The 15,867-nt window shown below is 65.5% G+C and carries 13 protein-coding genes and 1 pseudogene; 11 read left to right on the forward strand and 3 right to left on the reverse strand.

What is annotated here, in order from left to right:
• Both FJY73_07730 and FJY73_07735 read left to right on the forward strand, forming a co-directional pair.
• On the forward strand, nucleotides 1-606 hold a 606-nt coding region (locus FJY73_07730; GenBank protein ID MBM3320550.1), incomplete at its 5' end, for a hypothetical protein.
• Nucleotides 607-735: 129 nt separating this feature from the next.
• A complete protein-coding gene (locus tag FJY73_07735; protein ID MBM3320551.1) occupies nucleotides 736-2,736 on the forward strand; it encodes an oligopeptide transporter, OPT family in 2,001 nt (666 codons plus the stop codon).
• 110 nt (nucleotides 2,737-2,846) lie between these two features.
• On the opposite strand, the gene FJY73_07740 is transcribed toward FJY73_07735, so the two are convergent.
• A complete protein-coding gene (locus FJY73_07740; GenBank protein ID MBM3320552.1) occupies nucleotides 2,847-3,170 on the reverse strand; it encodes a hypothetical protein in 324 nt (107 codons plus the stop codon).
• Nucleotides 3,171-3,523: 353 nt separating this feature from the next.
• On the opposite strand from FJY73_07740, the pseudogene FJY73_07745 reads away from it, so the two are divergent.
• Nucleotides 3,524-6,184 (forward strand): annotated as a pseudogene (locus FJY73_07745) (alpha-amylase).
• 859 nt (nucleotides 6,185-7,043) lie between these two features.
• On the opposite strand, the gene FJY73_07750 reads toward FJY73_07745, so the two are convergent.
• Together FJY73_07750 and FJY73_07755 are read right to left on the reverse strand one after the other, a co-directional pair.
• Nucleotides 7,044-7,973: a SufD family Fe-S cluster assembly protein gene (locus FJY73_07750; protein ID MBM3320553.1), complete on the reverse strand. Its 930-nt coding sequence runs from the start codon at nucleotides 7,971-7,973 to the stop codon at nucleotides 7,044-7,046.
• Nucleotides 7,967-8,686, reverse strand: coding sequence for an ATP-binding cassette domain-containing protein (locus FJY73_07755; protein MBM3320554.1), 720 nt, complete (start codon nucleotides 8,684-8,686; stop codon nucleotides 7,967-7,969). Before FJY73_07755 ends, FJY73_07750 begins: the two co-directional genes overlap by 7 nt.
• 531 nt (nucleotides 8,687-9,217) lie before the next feature.
• Between FJY73_07755 and FJY73_07760 the strand changes: the two genes are divergently transcribed.
• The 8 genes from FJY73_07760 to FJY73_07795 all read left to right on the forward strand — a co-directional run bounded on the left by FJY73_07760 (nucleotide 9,218) and on the right by FJY73_07795 (nucleotide 15,862).
• Nucleotides 9,218-10,009, forward strand: coding sequence for a hypothetical protein (locus tag FJY73_07760; GenBank protein MBM3320555.1), 792 nt, complete (start codon nucleotides 9,218-9,220; stop codon nucleotides 10,007-10,009).
• Between the two features lie 315 nt (nucleotides 10,010-10,324).
• Complete coding sequence (locus FJY73_07765) at nucleotides 10,325-10,978, forward strand: winged helix-turn-helix domain-containing protein (protein ID MBM3320556.1); 654 nt, start codon at nucleotides 10,325-10,327, stop codon at nucleotides 10,976-10,978.
• A 175-nt stretch (nucleotides 10,979-11,153) separates the two neighbouring features.
• Nucleotides 11,154-11,723, forward strand: a complete 570-nt coding sequence (locus tag FJY73_07770; protein MBM3320557.1) for a hypothetical protein — start codon at nucleotides 11,154-11,156, stop codon at nucleotides 11,721-11,723.
• Complete coding sequence (locus FJY73_07775) at nucleotides 11,713-12,861, forward strand: ThiF family adenylyltransferase (protein ID MBM3320558.1); 1,149 nt, start codon at nucleotides 11,713-11,715, stop codon at nucleotides 12,859-12,861. Before FJY73_07770 ends, FJY73_07775 begins: the two co-directional genes overlap by 11 nt.
• A gap of 166 nt (nucleotides 12,862-13,027) precedes the next feature.
• Nucleotides 13,028-13,534, forward strand: coding sequence for a hypothetical protein (locus FJY73_07780; GenBank protein MBM3320559.1), 507 nt, complete (start codon nucleotides 13,028-13,030; stop codon nucleotides 13,532-13,534).
• Nucleotides 13,531-14,451 carry a hypothetical protein gene (locus tag FJY73_07785; protein MBM3320560.1) on the forward strand — a complete coding sequence of 307 codons (921 nt, stop codon included), beginning with the start codon at nucleotides 13,531-13,533 and terminating at the stop codon, nucleotides 14,449-14,451. Before FJY73_07780 ends, FJY73_07785 begins: the two co-directional genes overlap by 4 nt.
• Nucleotides 14,452-14,469: 18 nt before the next feature.
• Complete coding sequence (locus FJY73_07790) at nucleotides 14,470-14,757, forward strand: hypothetical protein (protein ID MBM3320561.1); 288 nt, start codon at nucleotides 14,470-14,472, stop codon at nucleotides 14,755-14,757.
• Nucleotides 14,758-14,812: 55 nt separating this feature from the next.
• Nucleotides 14,813-15,862, forward strand: coding sequence for a hypothetical protein (locus FJY73_07795; protein MBM3320562.1), 1,050 nt, complete (start codon nucleotides 14,813-14,815; stop codon nucleotides 15,860-15,862).
• The last annotated feature ends 5 nt before the right edge of the window (nucleotides 15,863-15,867 follow it).

Raw genomic sequence — 15,867 nt, forward strand, 5'->3', positions numbered from 1 at the left:
TTCTTCAACCTGTGCGCGGTCTATGTCGATCGGAACGTCGACACGGCCCGACTGTATCTCGCCATTCGAAGCGTTCTCGGCACGGGATTCGCCGACTTCCTTTCCCATCGGGACGAGGCGGGCGTGCGGCGCATCCTCGGGGAGACGATCGCCCACACCGGCTACATCATCATGATCCTGCAGGTATTCGTCTCGCGCATCTTCGAGAAGTTCAAGCCGATCCCGTCGTTCCTCTTCGGGTTCGTGATCGTGGCGGCCGGGTTCGTCGTTCTCGGGCTCGCGAGCACCGGCCCCGCAACGCTCGTCTTCCTCGGCATCTTCCTCTTCGCGGTCGGCGAGATGATCTCCTCGCCGCGCATCCAGGAATACATCACGTGGATCGCTCCGAAGGAAAAGGCGGGGCTCTACATGGGGTCCAACTTCCTCGCGGTCGGAATCGGAGGCGCGACGAGCGGCGTGATCTACACATCCGTTTACGGGTACTTCCGCGACGGCGGGCACCCGGATCGCGTGTGGTACGTGCTCGCCGCGCACACGATCGCGGCGATCTTCGCGCTGATCGCTTTCCAGAAGATCGCGGGCGATTTCCGCGAGCAAGATTCATAGCCTGGGTCCAGGCGAGCCGGAATCCGGAAGGCGGGGCAGCGTTTCCGGGGCGAGAAATCCGTCTGGAGTCCGTGCCCCTTCCTGTGGTACAAAGGACCGAGCACCCGTCACCAGAGGAGAGGATGGAGTATGAGCGAGCATGAAACGCCGAGGCCCGCGCAGCTTCCCGAAAACGCCTACCGCGAACTGAAAACGGGGGAGAAATACGTCCCGATCTTGAGCGCCGAGAAGGGCGTGCCCGAGATCACCAAGCGGTCGATCCTCTTCGGGCTCGCGATGATCGTCGTCTTCTCGGCCGCCGCGGGCTACATCGCGCTGAAGCTGGGCCAGGGGATCGAAACCGCGATCCCGATCAGCATCCTCGCGGTCGGCTACTCGGCGATCATGGCGCGGAAGAGCGGGCTCGTCGAGAACGTGAACATCCTCGCGATCGGCGCGACGTCGGGGATCGTGGTCGGCGGCTCGGTCTTCGTCATGCCGGCGATCTACATCCTCGGTCTCGAGGGGAACTTCTTCCGAATCTTCATCGCGCCCTTTCTCGGCGCGGTTCTCGGCGCGCTCTTCCTCATCCCCTTCCGGCGTTACTTCACGACCGAAATGCACGGCAAGCTCCCCTTCCCGGAGGCGACGGCGACCACGGAGATCCTCGTCACCGGCGAGCGGGGAGGGAGCGCGGCGAAGGTTCTTCTCTACGCTCTCGGAATCGGCATCGTGCTCGACTATCTCGCCCTCGCCTTCCACACTTGGAGCGAACGCTTCACGACCGCGGCGATTCCCGCGCTCGACACGCTCACGAACCGCCTGAAAGCCGTCTTCTCGATGAACACTTCGGCGGCGGTTCTCGGGCTCGGGTACATCATCGGGATCCGTTACGCCTCGATCATCATGTCCGGTTCGATGCTCGCGTTCTTCGTGCTCATTCCTCTCTTCGGGTATCTCAGCCCGCGTCATGGCGGGCTCTCGTACAACGAGATCTTCTTCGGTGCTGAGGGGGGCGCGATTCCCGGCGTCCGGAACATCGGCATCGGCGGGATCTTCGCGGCGGGGATCATCTCGATCATCAAGATGTCGCCGGTGATTCGCCAGGCGCTCCGGCAAATGATCGGCCAGCTCTTCACCAAGCATGAAGGCGCGGTCGAGACGAGCCGGCTCGAGAAAGACATGAAGATGACCACGGTGGTCGGCCTGATGCTCCTTCTCGCCGTCATCATCTTCGGGTACTTCCGCTTCGTGGTTCTCGCGGGCGAGCCGGGCGCGACGGCGCTTTCGCTCATCTCGACGCTTCTCGTCTATCTCATCGTGTTCCTCTTCTCGGCCGTTTCTGCGTGGGCGATCGCGATGATCTCGGTGACGCCGATTTCGGGGATGACGCTCACGACGCTCATCATCGCGGCGGTGAGCCTCTCCGCGCTCGGCCTCAAGGGACAGGCGGGGATGCTCGCCATCCTCCTCATCGGAGGCGTCGTCTGCACGGCCCTCTCGATGTCGGGATCGCTCGTCACGCAGTTCAAGATCGGACAGTGGCTCGGCTCGACTCCGCGATCGATTCAGTGGAGCAACATTATCGGGTCAGCGGTGGCCGCCGCCATCGTGACCGCGATCATCATGCTCTTCGCGCACGTGTACGGCTACGGAGCGCCGTCCGCGGAGAATCCACGGCCGCTCGCCGCCCCGCAAGCGACCGCGATGGCCGCCGTGATCGACGCCTTCCTCGGGGGGCAGGGAGCCCCCTGGCCTCTTTACGGGATCGGCGCGGCGATCGCCTGCATCGTCACCGTGCTCGGGATCTCCCCCCTCGCGTTCGCGCTCGGGATGTACCTTCCGATCGAGCTGAACAGCCCGATCCTCTTCGGCGCGATCGTCGCGTGGCTCGTTCAGAAGTCCGCGAAGGACGGAGCCCTTTCGAAGGCCAGGAACGACAAGGGGATCCTGCTCGCCTCCGGTCTCATCGCGGGAGGAGCGCTCGCTGGGGTCTTCGACGCGCTCACGAAGATGCTCGAGGAGGCGGCGGGCGGAGCCCTTCCGAAGCTGGGCCTCCCCGCAGGCGTCTCGAACTGGTTCGGTTTTGTCGTGTTCTTCGGGCTCGCGACTCTGCTTTACCTCGACGCGAAGCGCGCGAAGGCGGAGTAAGGAAAAGAGCGGTCCGAAAGAGAACGGGGGACGCTCGCCGATCGAAACGGGCAATTGCCCGATCGACCGGAGAGCGTCCCCTCGTTCATCGTGGCGAAGAAACCGTTCGTCTACCGGCCCCGTCTCGGCGCTTTCTTCGGCCCGATAATCCCCGCGAACGCTCGGGCGAGCTCATCGCGAAGAATGCCGGGGAGCACGGCCCGGATCTCCCTGCGAAGAAGATCGGCGCCCGCGCCCTTCGCCGCGATCGGACCGCGCGCTCTCGCCGCCTTGGGCTTCCCGCTCCGCTTCATCCAGCCGTAGTAGGTCCACTTGTTGACGCCGTACTTCTTTTCGACCTGCGTCGCCGTGAGTCCCTTCGCCTTGGCCTCGGCCATGATCTTCATTCGGTCGGCCCTCGGCAGAGCCTTCCGCGCTTTTCTCTTCTTGGGCATGGCAAACCTCCTTTAGTACCCAACCTGTCCCTATTAGGAGCCCGTCCATTCCCTTTGTCAAGAGTTGTTTGGGATCGAGGAGCGAGGCGGACGGATGCACAACGCGGTCTTCTCGCGGAACGTCCGGGTTCCGGGAATCGCTCCGACAGCCGCATTCGGGGCGTCCGCGACCCGGCATTCCGGACGCTGGAATCGAAGCGCGACTCCGGATACAATCCCCCCAAGACTCGAGAACGCGAAGATCGCGTTCGGCCGCTGCCCGGAGCGCGTGGAGAGACGCCATGTCCGACCCGACGATCGAAAGAACCCTAAGACGCTACTTCCCTTTCGGCTTCCCCCTCACGCTCGAGGCGATGGTTCGCTTCGAAATCCTGCCGCTCGTCGCCGACACGAGCCCCGAGCCCGGGGACGAGAGCGTCCTCGAGGTGCGGCAACTCGTCCATCTCGTGAACCGAAAGAGGGCTCTTCACACGTACCACCCGAAACCGTTGCGAGCGGAGGACCTCTTCGCGCTCGGCCTCATCACGGACGCGCTCCGCTACGTGGCGCTCTTCTACTGCCACCGCGAGCAGCCGGGCGTTCTCGCTCGAGGACGCCGTCGCGGGGTCGCTCGGATCGGCGAGCCGAGCGTCGAGAACGTGGCGACGGTCTTCACGAGGCTTCTTCCTCCGCACGAGGTGATCCGCCGGACAACGCCGGACGGAGCGCCGGGCCCCGCCGTCGAGCGCGCGGTCGAAACCATCCGCGAGACAGCGGACTATCTCACGCGATCCGCGGAAGGGGTCCCGAACCGCGACGCGGCAGACATCGAGACGGTCCTCCTCTCGCTCACCGCGCAGAACGCCGCGACCGAGCCCTTGCGCGAGTTGTTCGACGACGCCAGGTTGCAGCAGGAGGCTCCCTATCTTCCGTATGTGGTCGGGCTCGAGGAGTTTTTCGAGGAGCAGCCGCCGTTCCGGCCGCTCGGGGAGACGCTCTTCCGATGCCTGCGCGCGCCGATGCTCGCCTCACCGCACTCCCTCGAGGGACAGCTCCGATACATCCGCGAGCGCTGGGCTCACTTCCTCCCGCGCCGCATCCTCGATCGGATAACGCTCGCGCTGGACATCTGGGAGGAGGACCGGCGGCTACGCGGGCTCGGCCCGGGAGCGATTCCCGTGCCCACGTTCGGCCTCGGGCGCGCCGGTCTAGGCGAACCCGAGTTCGAGGCGTTCTCGACCGACCGCGATTGGATGAGCAACGTCGTCTTGATCGCGAAAAACGTTCATGTATGGCTCGATCAACTATCAAAGATATACGGCCGCTCCCTGCACACGCTCTCCGACATCCCCGACGAGGAGCTCGACCGGCTCGCCCGATGGGGGTTCCGGGGCCTCTGGCTCATCGGCATCTGGGAGCGGAGCCGCGCCTCTCGGAAGATCAAGCAGTACATGGGAAACCCCGAAGCGGTCGCCTCCGCCTACTCGTTGCACGACTACCGGGTCGCCGACGATCTGGGAGGAGACGGTTCTTGGCGGAATCTCCGGGACCGCGCGTGGATGCGGGGGATCCGCCTCGCGAGCGACATGGTGCCCAACCACATGGGGATCGACTCGCGCTGGGTGATCGAGCATCCCCACTGGTTCATCCAACTCGACTATCCTCCCTACCCTTGGTACACGTTCGGCGGCGGCAGTCTCTCCGACGATGCGCGAGTCGGCCTCTACATCGAAGACGGCTATTGGGAGCGGCGCGACGCGGCGGTCGTGTTCAAGCGCGTCGATCACCACACGGGCGAAACCCGCTACATCTATCACGGCAACGACGGCACGAGCATGCCCTGGAACGACACCGCGCAGCTCAACTACCTCTTGCCCGAGGTGCGCGAGGCGGTGATCCGAACGATCCTGCACGTGGCCCGGCACTTCCCGATCATCCGCTTCGACGCCGCGATGACCCTCGCGAAACGGCACTATCAGCGCCTCTGGTTTCCGCAGCCGGGCGACGCGGGGGCGATTCCGTCGCGCGCCGAGCGCGGGATGAGCAAGGAGGAGTTCGACCGCGCCTTCCCGGCCGAGTTCTGGCGCGAGGTGGTCGACCGCGTGGCGGCCGAGGCTCCCGACACGCTTCTCCTCGCCGAGGCGTTCTGGCTCATGGAGGGCTTCTTCGTTCGGACGCTCGGGATGCACCGCGTGTACAACAGCGCCTTCATGAACATGCTGAAGATGGAGGAGAACGCGAAGTATCGCCAGACGGTCAAGAACGTGCTCGAGTTCAGCCCGGAAGTTCTGAAACGCTTCGTGAACTTCATGAACAATCCGGACGAGCGGACCGCGGTCGAGCAGTTCGGGAAGGGAGACAAGTACATCGGGGTTTGTCTTCTCATGGTCACGATGCCCGGCCTCCCGATGTTCGGCCACGGACAAATCGAGGGCTTCACCGAAAAGTACGGCATGGAGTACAGGCGCGCGTATTGGGATGAGCCGGTGGACGAGCATCTCGTTCGGAGACATGAGGCGGAGATCTTTCCCCTCATGCGCCGGCGGCGGCTCTTCAGCGGGGCGGAGAACTTCGCGCTCTTCGACTTCGTCCGTCCCGGCGGCGGCGTGGACGAGAACGTCTTCGCTTACTCGAACCGCGCGGAGAACGACCGCGCGCTCATCCTCTACAACAACGTGTACGAGGGGACCGCGGGGACGGTTCATACATCAACTGCCATCAACGTCGGGAACGCCGACTCGCCCCGCCTATTGCGCCGTTCGCTCGCGGAGGCTCTCGCTCTCGACTCGTCCGAAGGATGCTACTACGCATTCCGCGATCACCGGACGGGGCTCGAGTACTTCCGCTCGGGGAAAGAGATCGCCGAGCGCGGTCTCTTCGCGGAGCTCGCGGGCTACCAGTGGCACGCGTTCGTCGATTGGCGGGCAGTGCGCGACGCGGACGGACGTTGGGGAGAGCTCGACCGGCGGCTCGGGGGACGCCCGGTGGAGAGCATCGAAACCGCGCGCCGCGAGATGGATCTCGAGCCGATTCTCGCGCCGTACGGGCGCGTCCTCAGAGCGGCGATCGCCCTCGCGGCGGAGCCCCGCGAGGCGGTGCGCGCGGCGGAGCTTGAGCGCGAGCTTCCCCGCTTCCTGACGGCGGCGGCCGCATTCTCCAGCTCTTCGGGCGCGGACCCCGGGAAGCCCTCGGTCGCCGAGAACGCCGCGAGAAACGCCTCCTCGGAAGTCGCCCTTCTTATCCATCCAGAGCGGATCTTCGCCGAGCCCGGTCCCCAACGCGGAGCGGGAGGATGGATCGAAGCGGAGCGGGATTGGCGGAACAGCTCCTCGCTCCTCCGATCGCTTCTTCTTTCCGTCGCGCTTCGCGCGGCGGGGAGCTCCGCGGAGCCTGAGAGCGCCGGGAGTCCGGCCGGAGCGCGACAACCGCTTTCTTCGCTCATCAAAGATTGGCTCCTCGACCGGAAAGCCACGGCGGCGTTCGCAGGACCCGCGGGGGACGCGGGCGCCGCCCGCATCGAGGCTCTCCTTGCGGAGATCGCGGCCGTCTGGGGAGACGATTGGGCACGGGAAGCGTCGCGCACGGCAAGCGGGGCGTTTCTCTCGGATCTCTTCGCCGATCCTGCCGCCCTGGAGTGTCTCGCGGTCCACGAGCACGCGGGTGTCTTCTACTTCAACAAAGAACGTTTCGAGGATTTGGCGCGGGCGCTCGCACCGGCCGCGCTCCTCTCCGTGCGAAGAGCGGGACGGCTCGACGAGCGGTCGGTCCGGAGGATCTTCGACGCGGGAGACCGGCTTCTCGCCGCGGCGGAGGCGTGCGGCTACCGGGTCGCCGGCATGCTCGAGCGCTCCGAAGGGTAGGACGCGCCCACTTCCGCCGGAACGAGACCCCGCCTCAGCTCAGCAATCCCCGGATGATCCGCTCGACCGCGTCGTCCTCGGTGAGACCGCGGGCCATCAGAGTTTCGAGCTGCTTCGAGTCGACGCTCCCGATCGACGCTTCGTGGGTGACGTGTGCCTTCGGGTGGTTCACCTCGACGATCGGAATCGCGGACGCGGACGCCTCGTCCTGAACGATCTCTTTGCAGTCGACGTGGCCGCGGGCATAGGCGGCGTTCGCAACGAGACGGTTGTGGACGTCCGCCTTCGCCCGATCGCGCAAGGCGATATGGCTCTTGAGGACGCCGCGCGAGCCCTCTCCGTCGAGAATCCCCGTCTCGCCGATCCGAATCCGATCGTTCCCGCGCCCGCTGATCCGCGCGACCATCTCGAGAACGCCTCCCGGGCCGACATACGTTTCGTAATCCACGTCGATCATCCCGACGCGCCCTTTGATCAGCTCGAACTCGGTCTTGAAGCGCGCGTTCTCCCCGACGCGGACCCGCGCCTTCGGAAGGACGAGAACCCCGCCCTCTCTTCCGTGGACGTGGCGCTCGAAGTAGGAGTAGTCCGCTCCGTCGCCGACCTCGATCTCCGCGTCCATCGAGTGCGTGATGTCGAGGGCGTTCGGGAATACGCAATGCGCGAGGATCGAGGCGGCCGCCCCCTTCCCCATCCGCACGCGAAGAACGATATGCTGCTTTCCGGTTTCGGGGAGCATTCCGAAGCACATATGGATCGGCGTCTCGATGCGCGCGCCTACCCGCACGGAGATGTCCGCCTCGATTCCGTCCGCCGTCTCGCGCGCGTCCACATCGAGACCGCGGACGAGACGGCTTCCGATCACGCGGTTTCCGTGCACGACGACGCGCGCGGTGTCCGTCCCCGGCTCGTGCAGGCCGGCCGAGTCGAACAGCGCGCGGATCGTGGAGTTCTCACTCAAGATTCGCGCACCGGAAACGGCGAGAGCGACTCCCGGCCGTCTTGATGATCGCAGGGGAGGCACTGGTTCTCGAAGTAGCGGCCGATCCGATCGACCGAACCCTTGTCGATCAGCTTGCCGTTGCAGAAGAGAAACGCGTGCTCGGCCTGCTTGAGAACGGTGAGGCTGTGTGTGATGAGGATCACGGTCGCCCCGCGCGCCTTGAGATCCCGAATCGCGTCGAAGATGCGGTTCAGGGCATCCACGTCGATCCCGGAATCCGGTTCGTCCATGAGAACGATCCGCGGCTTCATCGCGAGGATCGAGGCGAGCTCGATGCGCTTCCGCTCCCCGCCGCTCAGGGTCTTGTCCACCGCGCGCGAGGCGTACCGCTCCGGATCGAGGCCGACGCGGAGGAGCGCGTCCCGCACCTTCTCGTCCGAGCCGTTCTTCGCGCCCGCGAGGATGTAATCGCGCACGAGGAGCCCCTCGAAACGGGCGGGCTCTTGCCAGCCGAGCGTGATCCCGCGGCGGGCCCTCTCGTCGATCGGAACCTCGCGAAGCGACTCGCCGTCGAGAAGCACATCCCCCTCGTAGTCCTGATAGCCGGCGAGGCCCATGATCGTGTTCGCGAGCGTCGACTTCCCCGCCCCGTTCGGCCCGATGAGCGCGTGCACATGGCCCGGCCAGAAATCGATCGTGACGTGCTGAAGAATCGGCTTCCCGCCGAGCGTCATCGATAGGTTCCGGATCTCGAGACGGCCGTTCCCGGTCGGTTTCTCCCCGGCGGGGGTTTGCTCTCTATTCATTTCTTCCCCTTTGGCTGCGATCGTAGCACAACGGCCCGGCGACGGGAAGATCCGAGGACGGCTTCGAATGAAAGCCCGCAGCCGAGTTGGTGAACCCCGGTCAACGGTTGACGGAGCATCCTTGTTTCATGTCTCGTGGGAACCGTGCGATTGATACCCGCTGCCGCGAGAGCGGCGCGATCCTCTCGGTTGCGCCCTCTCTCGTTCGTCGAAGAGGAGGGGGTATTGACAGTTGGCCCGCTTCGCGCTAAGCTGTCAACATCGGTAGAGGAGCGGAGCGTCGGGTCGGTCGTTTCTGCCCGAGAAACAATTTAGTCTTTTACGTATCGAAAAGGAGAGCATCAACCAAGCGAGGCATCTTTGTCTCTGTTTCCGCCGGGAACGGATGCGGGGACCCGGGCGGCGGCCCGGAATCGGGTGCGAGCGATCGGTCCGACAGCCCGAGGAGGGTGAAGGACCGTGGACACGAAGCGCGTTCATCGATTTGGATACCGATGGGGAGAGCGTCCCGATCGAAAGGTGGACCTCCACTCGCTCAGAGACGGGGAGGCGTTCAACCTCATCGCTTCCGTGTTCTACGAAGAGGGCTATCTGGGCGGCGAGATCTTCATCAACACACCGATTCCTGAACCTGAGAACCTCGTTCCGGTCGACGATTCCTTTCTGAAGCCGTCCGACATTCTGCTCGTGACCACTCGTCTCCCGATGGACGATGTGTACAGCAAGCCTCGCAGGGCCTCGTGCCCCAGCTACACGATGCTCGAGGCCAAGATCTTCGAGTCTCTTCGGGTGTGCTTCGAGATGTGCTCGAGGGACATGATCAAGCTCGCGCGGTTCCTGGCGGATCGTCTGCCCCAGAAATACGCGGACCGAGCGCAGATCCAATTCCGGCAGAACCAATCCGCGGATTACTTGTTCGTCAGAAGCCACGAGAAAGCTCGCTGGAGGGAGTTCGAAGAAGGCCGCCGCACGGCCCTCTTTCTCATCTTCCTCGCCGAACCGTGGCCGAACGGCCCGCAGCTTCTGGCTGCTTTCGGCGTCGGCGGCAACGAAACGCTCTTCTGGGCACGCCTCCTTACCACCCGTCTGCGAAAGGAGCTGGAGATTCGATCCTCGCGGTTCGTTATGGCGGAGATGAAGCAGGGGCGGATTCCCCGTCGCCCGAGCGACCTTCGTTTCGTGGACGATTGGGAGGTCCGCATGCTTCTGAATGTCCCGATCGAGGAGGCTACGTTCCGCCGCGCCAGCTAGCCTCGGTCTTTCTATCCTCTCGCCCGCGGAGCCAGCGTTGCACCACGCCGGCTCCGTGCGGTTTCGCGGCGAAACAAGTTTCGCGGCCGGTTTCTTCCCGCACCAATCTCACAGGGCAGACCTTGTGTTTTACGATGTTAAGGGAGCTTCGATCCGCCGAGCGCTCGGAAAGCACGTTTGGGCTTCCCGAAGGAAAGCGCCCAGATCGATGAGCCTCCGCCGCGCGCGGAGTTCGAAGACGCGATCCGAACGGCCGCCGGATCGCGTTTCCCGCGCGGGCCGCCCGATCCCCCGTCGGACCGGAGGAGACCTCGCATGTTCATGCCCGAGAAAGACCCGAAAGTCGAAGCCCAGGAGATCTTGAACAAGATGATGGAGGTCATGGAGGCCATCATTCGAAAGGAGAGAGAAGTCGTGCGTCTCTCGGAGCGAACGGAGCTGTTGGCAGACGATATCGCGCTCGAGGTCAAGGATTGTGTGGATCTCGCCCGCGGGCTTCTCTCAGTGCTCGCCGACGACGCGGTTCGCCTTCCGATCGCGATGGATGGGCGCTGCATCCCGAGACCCCGATCGAAGAGGAAGCGGAGGCTGCTCGAAGAGATCGCGCGCCGCGGCGTCGCATCGCTCACGATCGATCAGACACCGGACGGATCCGCGCGCGTGCGCGTCGAGGGCGGCGACTCCTTCGATATGCCGCGGATGGGCGCCGAGCTTCTCGCTCTTCTCGCGGAGCCCGGAGGAAGGAACTCGCCCGACGGCTTCGTCGGATGGAAGACGCCGGACGAGATCCGTTTCGCTCTTCGCAAGCGTCTCGGGAAGAAGGTCTCGCCCCGCGCGCTGGCTCAGGGAGTGTGCAGGCTTCGCGACCGGCTCAGCCGAAACGGCGTGAATCCGGAGCTCGTTCAGACGCGAAGAGGGGACGGGTACCGTTTCGCTTTGCGTATCAAGGAAACGCCCGGCCGCTTGTGATCTCCGAGAGACCGAGCGTCACCGGGCCCGAATCGAAAACGGTAACCCGAGGCGCGGCAACAGCCCCGGGACCTCCCCCCGCGGTGATCGCGCCCAGGTCCGGCCGGTCGGGGCCGGCAAGCCTCACAATCGCTTCCGGGCGAACGTGCCGCGCACGCGAAGGAGAAACACCCGTATGGCGCGTCTTTGGATCAAGGATGACGCGGGGGAATGGGCGGCTCTCCCTCTCGATTCGTCGGCGAGCTTCTACCCCCTCTCCGTGAACCCTCCGAGGGCCCTGGAGACGGCAGGGACGATCGACTCGGCCGCATGCGAAACGGTTCTTGTGTCAAGCGATGCCCCGGACGCCGCCGGATGGAACGAAGGTGCGTGGTTTCTTCTCTCTTCGTTGCGGAGCGGCGTTCTCGTCAACGGACTCCCCGTTTCCGCGGGCATCCGGTTGCTCGAAGACGGCGATGAGATCCGCGTGAGGGGATCCGGGATCTTCTATTTCTCCGCGGAACGCGCGGCGCGGCCGGAGACGTTCCAATCCGACTCGAAAGAAGCACGGTCCGTTCGGTGCCCGCGCTGTCTTCGGGAAATCCGGGACGGAGAGGCCGTTGTCCGGTGTCCCCGTTGCGGCGTTCTTCACCATCACCTCCCCGGCGAAGGGTACCCGTGTTGGACCTATGCCGGCGGATGCGCCGTCTGCGGCGGGAGCACATCCCTCGCGGACGAGCCGGAGTGGAGTCCCGATGAAATCTGAAGCATCAAGCATCGACGCGAAGGGGAATCACGCGCCCCGACCGGGGAAGCGAGTGGCCGTCGTCGGAGCGGGCGGGGTGATCGGCTCGCATCTCCTCCCCCATCTGGCGCGGATGACGGATGTCGAACGTGTGGTCCTCATCGACGGGGATTCGTACGAGCCGTCCAACCTCTACAGCCAGGACATCGCGCTCCCGGACATTGGCGAGCGGAAGGTCGCCGTTCAGGCGAGAAGGATGCGCCGCGTGAACCCGAGCCTCCAAGTAATCGCGCTCCCCCACCGCGTGGAGGAGATCCCCGCCGGTCTTCTTCGCGCGGACGCGGTGCTCGCCTGCCTCGACTCGCGGAGCGCCCGGCAGTATGTGAACGAGATCGCTTGGCGGCTCGGCGCGCCTTGGATCGATGCGGGGGTGGACGGCGACAATCTTCTCGCGAGGATCAACGTCTATCTCCCGAGCCGGGAGAACCCGTGTCTCGAATGCGGGTGGGGACCGCGCGACTACGAGCTGATCGAACAGAAATACGCGTGCTCGAGCTTGGAAGGCGCCGCTTCGCACGGGTTTTCGACGAACGCGCCGTCGCATCTCGGGGCGCTCGCGGCGTCGCTCCAAATCGCGGAGTGCCGAAAGGTGCTCGACGGCGTCTTCGACCCCGCGTCCGCCGCCGAAGAGCTTCTCGTCGATGCCAGGCACAAGCGGCTCTTTCGAACGAGCGCGAGGCGGAATCCGGACTGCCTCATGGATCACTCGGTCTGGGCGCTCGACAAGGCGATCGGCGTTCCGGAAAGCGCGCCCCTTTCCGAGTTGCCGGCATTTCGAAACGGCGCGCGCGGGAACGCGGGGTCGTTCTTTCAGGTCCTCGGAAGCCGGTTCGTGAAGAGGCTCACGTGCACCGCGTGCGGCACGGCGGAGGAAGTCTGGCGGCTTCAGCGGTCGATCGCCGCGGCGGATCGCAATTGCCCCGCTTGCGGAGGAATGCGGGTCGCCGCGGGATTCGACGTCGCCGATCGTCTTTCGAGCGAGGAGGTCCCGGAGTCGGTTCTCCGAAGGCCGCTCGGCGAGGTTGGAATGCGGCGCGAGGACATCCTTCGCGTCCTCGAAGCCGGGGAAGAGCATTGGATCGAGGTGATCGCAGGATGATCGCGGGTGATTTCCGATCGCCCGCTCGGGAGAAGCACCCGAGGCTCGGCCGCTTGGCGGCCCGGCCGGCGGTGATCGAGCCGTCCACGGGGGAGCGCCTCCCGCCGCGGTGTAGCCTCGTATCGGAGCGCCGCGGAAACGCGTGCGAAACGAAAGGGACGATGCCATGACCGATCGAGTCTACGAGTCGTTTCTCGCCGAGCAGCAGGAAGAAGGGCTTGCGCTCGCCGCGTCGTCCGATCTTCTCGATCTCGCGCCGATCGGGCCGAAACCCGCGCGCCGATACCTCGCGACGTTTCGCTGCAAGGGCCTCGTGAAGAATCGAAACGGCGAGATCGCGACCGCGGAGCGCTTTCAGGCGGGGATCCACTTCCCGCCCGACTACTTGCGATGCGCGAATCCGGCGGAGGTGCTCCACTGGATGACGCCCGAGGCGTTTCACCCGAACATCCGCTTCCCGATGATCTGCATCGGACGGCTCAAGCCGGGCACGCAACTAGCGGATCTTCTCTATCAGATCTTCGATCTGGTGTCGGGGAAGAAGCGGACGCTCCGCGAGGACGACGCGCTCAACCCGGAAGCGTGCGAATGGGCGCGCAATCATCCCGAGCGATATCCGGTGGATCCGCGGCCGCTCAAGAGACGGCGGGCCGCGGGGGGAGAAGAGCGGTGACGCGGGAACGAACCGCTGAACGGATCGAGGCGATCCTCGCCGGGCTCGCGGGAAACATCGAGAGGGCCGGAGCCGGGCGATGGCGCCTCGCCGAGAGAAGAGGTGAAGGAGCGATGGGGAGCGCGGAGCTTCGCGGCTCATGGGTTCTTCTCGAGGTCCCCGCGCGGACGCCGGACGAGGCGTCGAGCCTTTCGTTCCTTCTCGCGAACCGGCTCCTGCCGGGCGCGGGGAAGGCTGTCCTCTCGGACGCGGGTGAGACGATTCTCCGCGCGGAGATCCCCGCCGAGAACGGCGTCGATTGCGAGCAATGGATCACGGACACATGGTTTGGATTTCAAGAGTTTTCGGGCATTCTCGACCGGGTTCGCGGGGAGGAGCCGAACGAGGGACGCCTCGCGCGCGCCGGCGGCGAGCCCGGAGCGCCGGACGACCCGGAAGAGAAGGCTCTCGCGGCGTCGATCGAAGAGGCCGGCTGGTCCTTCGAGAGGCGCTCGGACGGCGTCTTTTCGGTCGATCTCGAGACCTCGCGCGGGCCTCGGCGGGCGCTCGCGAGGCGCATCGGGGATGGGAGCGTCCGCCTCGCCTCGCGGATCGGACGCTTCGGCTCGGGAGAGGAACGCGTTCTGGAGACGGCCGGTCTCTTCCTTCTTCGAGCCTTCTTCGGGATTCGGCTCGCGAGACCGGCCGCGGAGAAGGAAGACGACGGCGGGTTCGCGCTCGACTTCGAGGTCGCGCTTCACGGCTCCCCGTCGGCCCGCGCGATCGATCACGCGCTTCAGGCGCTCTCCGCCGCGCTCTTCGCTTGCGGCAAGGAGACGCCGAGCTTTCGAACGGAACGGATCGCTTCGGCGTACGCGCGCTCGCTCGGATGGGCTCTTCAGCCCGTCCCGGCGGCGCAGGAACTGGGACGAACCTAAGACACGAGGAGGACGACCATGTCGACACGGGAAAGCACGCTTGCGATCGAGGCAACGGACGTCAGCCGCCAGAAGAAGTTCAGCCTTTCGGATCTCGAAGAGGAGATGACGGTCGGCGAGCTGGTGGAGAACCTTCTGGAGGCGATGCGGATGCCGGCCGCCGACACGGCGGGACGGCCTCTCGCCTATCACGCGCGGCTCGAGCGCGAGGGGAGGCACTTGCACGCGTCCGAGACGGTCGGCGAGGCGCTCGAATCGGGAGATCTTCTCACGCTGCTCCCGAACATCGAGGCGGGCCGCCGCTGATCCGCGCGGTCTCTTTTGTGCGGGCCGCCCCGCAAGTGGCCGCGGAGAGTGGAGCATGAACGAGCACGAGTACCGCCTGGTCTTCTTCGGAGACGACGGCGGCCGGTTGGACGAGGTCGCGGTCCGTCCCGACTGGGAACCGGCGATCGAGTGGGCGCGCTTCTCCGCCCTTCGAAGCCTCCATCTCCCCGCGGAAGCCACGGGGGAGCGGATCGCGATTCGTCCCGACTGGGATCCCCGCGCGGGAGAGCCGTACGTGGAGAGCTTCGTCGTGGAGATCGAAACGAACGGCGCGCGAGCTTCCTCCTCGCTTCCGATCGCGTACCTCCGCGGTCAAGCGGAGAAAGAGGCCGAGCGCCTGGTCGAGAAGAAGCTGCTCCGCGCCGGCGATCCTTTCCTGTACGCGGTGAAGGCGCTTCGCTCCTTGGCGCCGCCGATCGATGATCGACACGTGAAGTTTCGGATCGTCGAGACGAGGACCTCGTTCCCCGCGCGGGAATCGAGGCTCTCTTCGTTCCTGGGGCGCTCGACTCCGGCCGGAGATCCGGCGGAGGGGGACTTCCCTTTCTTCATTCCTCATTCCGTGCTCGAGGAGGCGACGGCCCTTTGCCGCGCCGCCGCGGAGAAGGGAGTCGAGACGGCCGGCGTCCTCGCCGGATACCTCCGCCTCGACCGGAACGTTCCCGAGGCCTTCGTCGAGACGACCGTGCAGATCCCCGCGCGGCACACGAGGGCGGAGAAAGAGAAGGTGATCTTCACGCCGGAAACCTGGACGGATTTCCGCCGAGTTCTCGCGCGAAGAAACCGCGGGGAGATCCCGATCGGTTGGTACCACTCCCACCCGGTCGGAATCTGGGGACGGGAGAGCGCGGAGGGATCGAACGGGGGCGAGAAGTCCCGCGCGCGCGCGGACGGGTTCTTCTCCTCCCAGGACCGGCTCGTCCACCGGGCCGCCTTCCCGGCCGCCTACCATCTGGGGCTCGTGGTCACCGACCCGGGCGACTCGGATCCGACGATCGCTTGCTACGGATGGAGACGGGGAGAGATCGCGCGGCGCGGGTTCCACGTGACGAGACGCCGGCGTCGCGGGGGGGATCGCGATTGATGGCC

The organism is Candidatus Eisenbacteria bacterium (assembly GCA_016867715.1).
GTDB lineage: Bacteria > Orphanbacterota > Orphanbacteria > Orphanbacterales > Orphanbacteraceae > VGIW01.

What these genes read in the sequence shown, in the direction of transcription:
- FJY73_07735 (MBM3320551.1), top strand. Translation starts at nt 736, where the DNA reads ATGAGCGAGCATGAAACGCCGAGGCCCGCGCAGCTTCCCGAAAACGCC.
- FJY73_07740 (MBM3320552.1), bottom strand. Translation starts at nt 3,170, where the DNA reads ATGCCCAAGAAGAGAAAAGCGCGGAAGGCTCTGCCGAGGGCCGACCGA.
- FJY73_07755 (MBM3320554.1), bottom strand. Translation starts at nt 8,686, where the DNA reads ATGACGCTCGGCGGGAAGCCGATTCTTCAGCACGTCACGATCGATTTC.
- FJY73_07765 (MBM3320556.1), top strand. Translation starts at nt 10,325, where the DNA reads ATGTTCATGCCCGAGAAAGACCCGAAAGTCGAAGCCCAGGAGATCTTG.
- FJY73_07770 (MBM3320557.1), top strand. Translation starts at nt 11,154, where the DNA reads ATGGCGCGTCTTTGGATCAAGGATGACGCGGGGGAATGGGCGGCTCTC.
- FJY73_07775 (MBM3320558.1), top strand. Translation starts at nt 11,713, where the DNA reads ATGAAATCTGAAGCATCAAGCATCGACGCGAAGGGGAATCACGCGCCC.
- FJY73_07780 (MBM3320559.1), top strand. Translation starts at nt 13,028, where the DNA reads ATGACCGATCGAGTCTACGAGTCGTTTCTCGCCGAGCAGCAGGAAGAA.
- FJY73_07790 (MBM3320561.1), top strand. Translation starts at nt 14,470, where the DNA reads ATGTCGACACGGGAAAGCACGCTTGCGATCGAGGCAACGGACGTCAGC.
- FJY73_07795 (MBM3320562.1), top strand. Translation starts at nt 14,813, where the DNA reads ATGAACGAGCACGAGTACCGCCTGGTCTTCTTCGGAGACGACGGCGGC.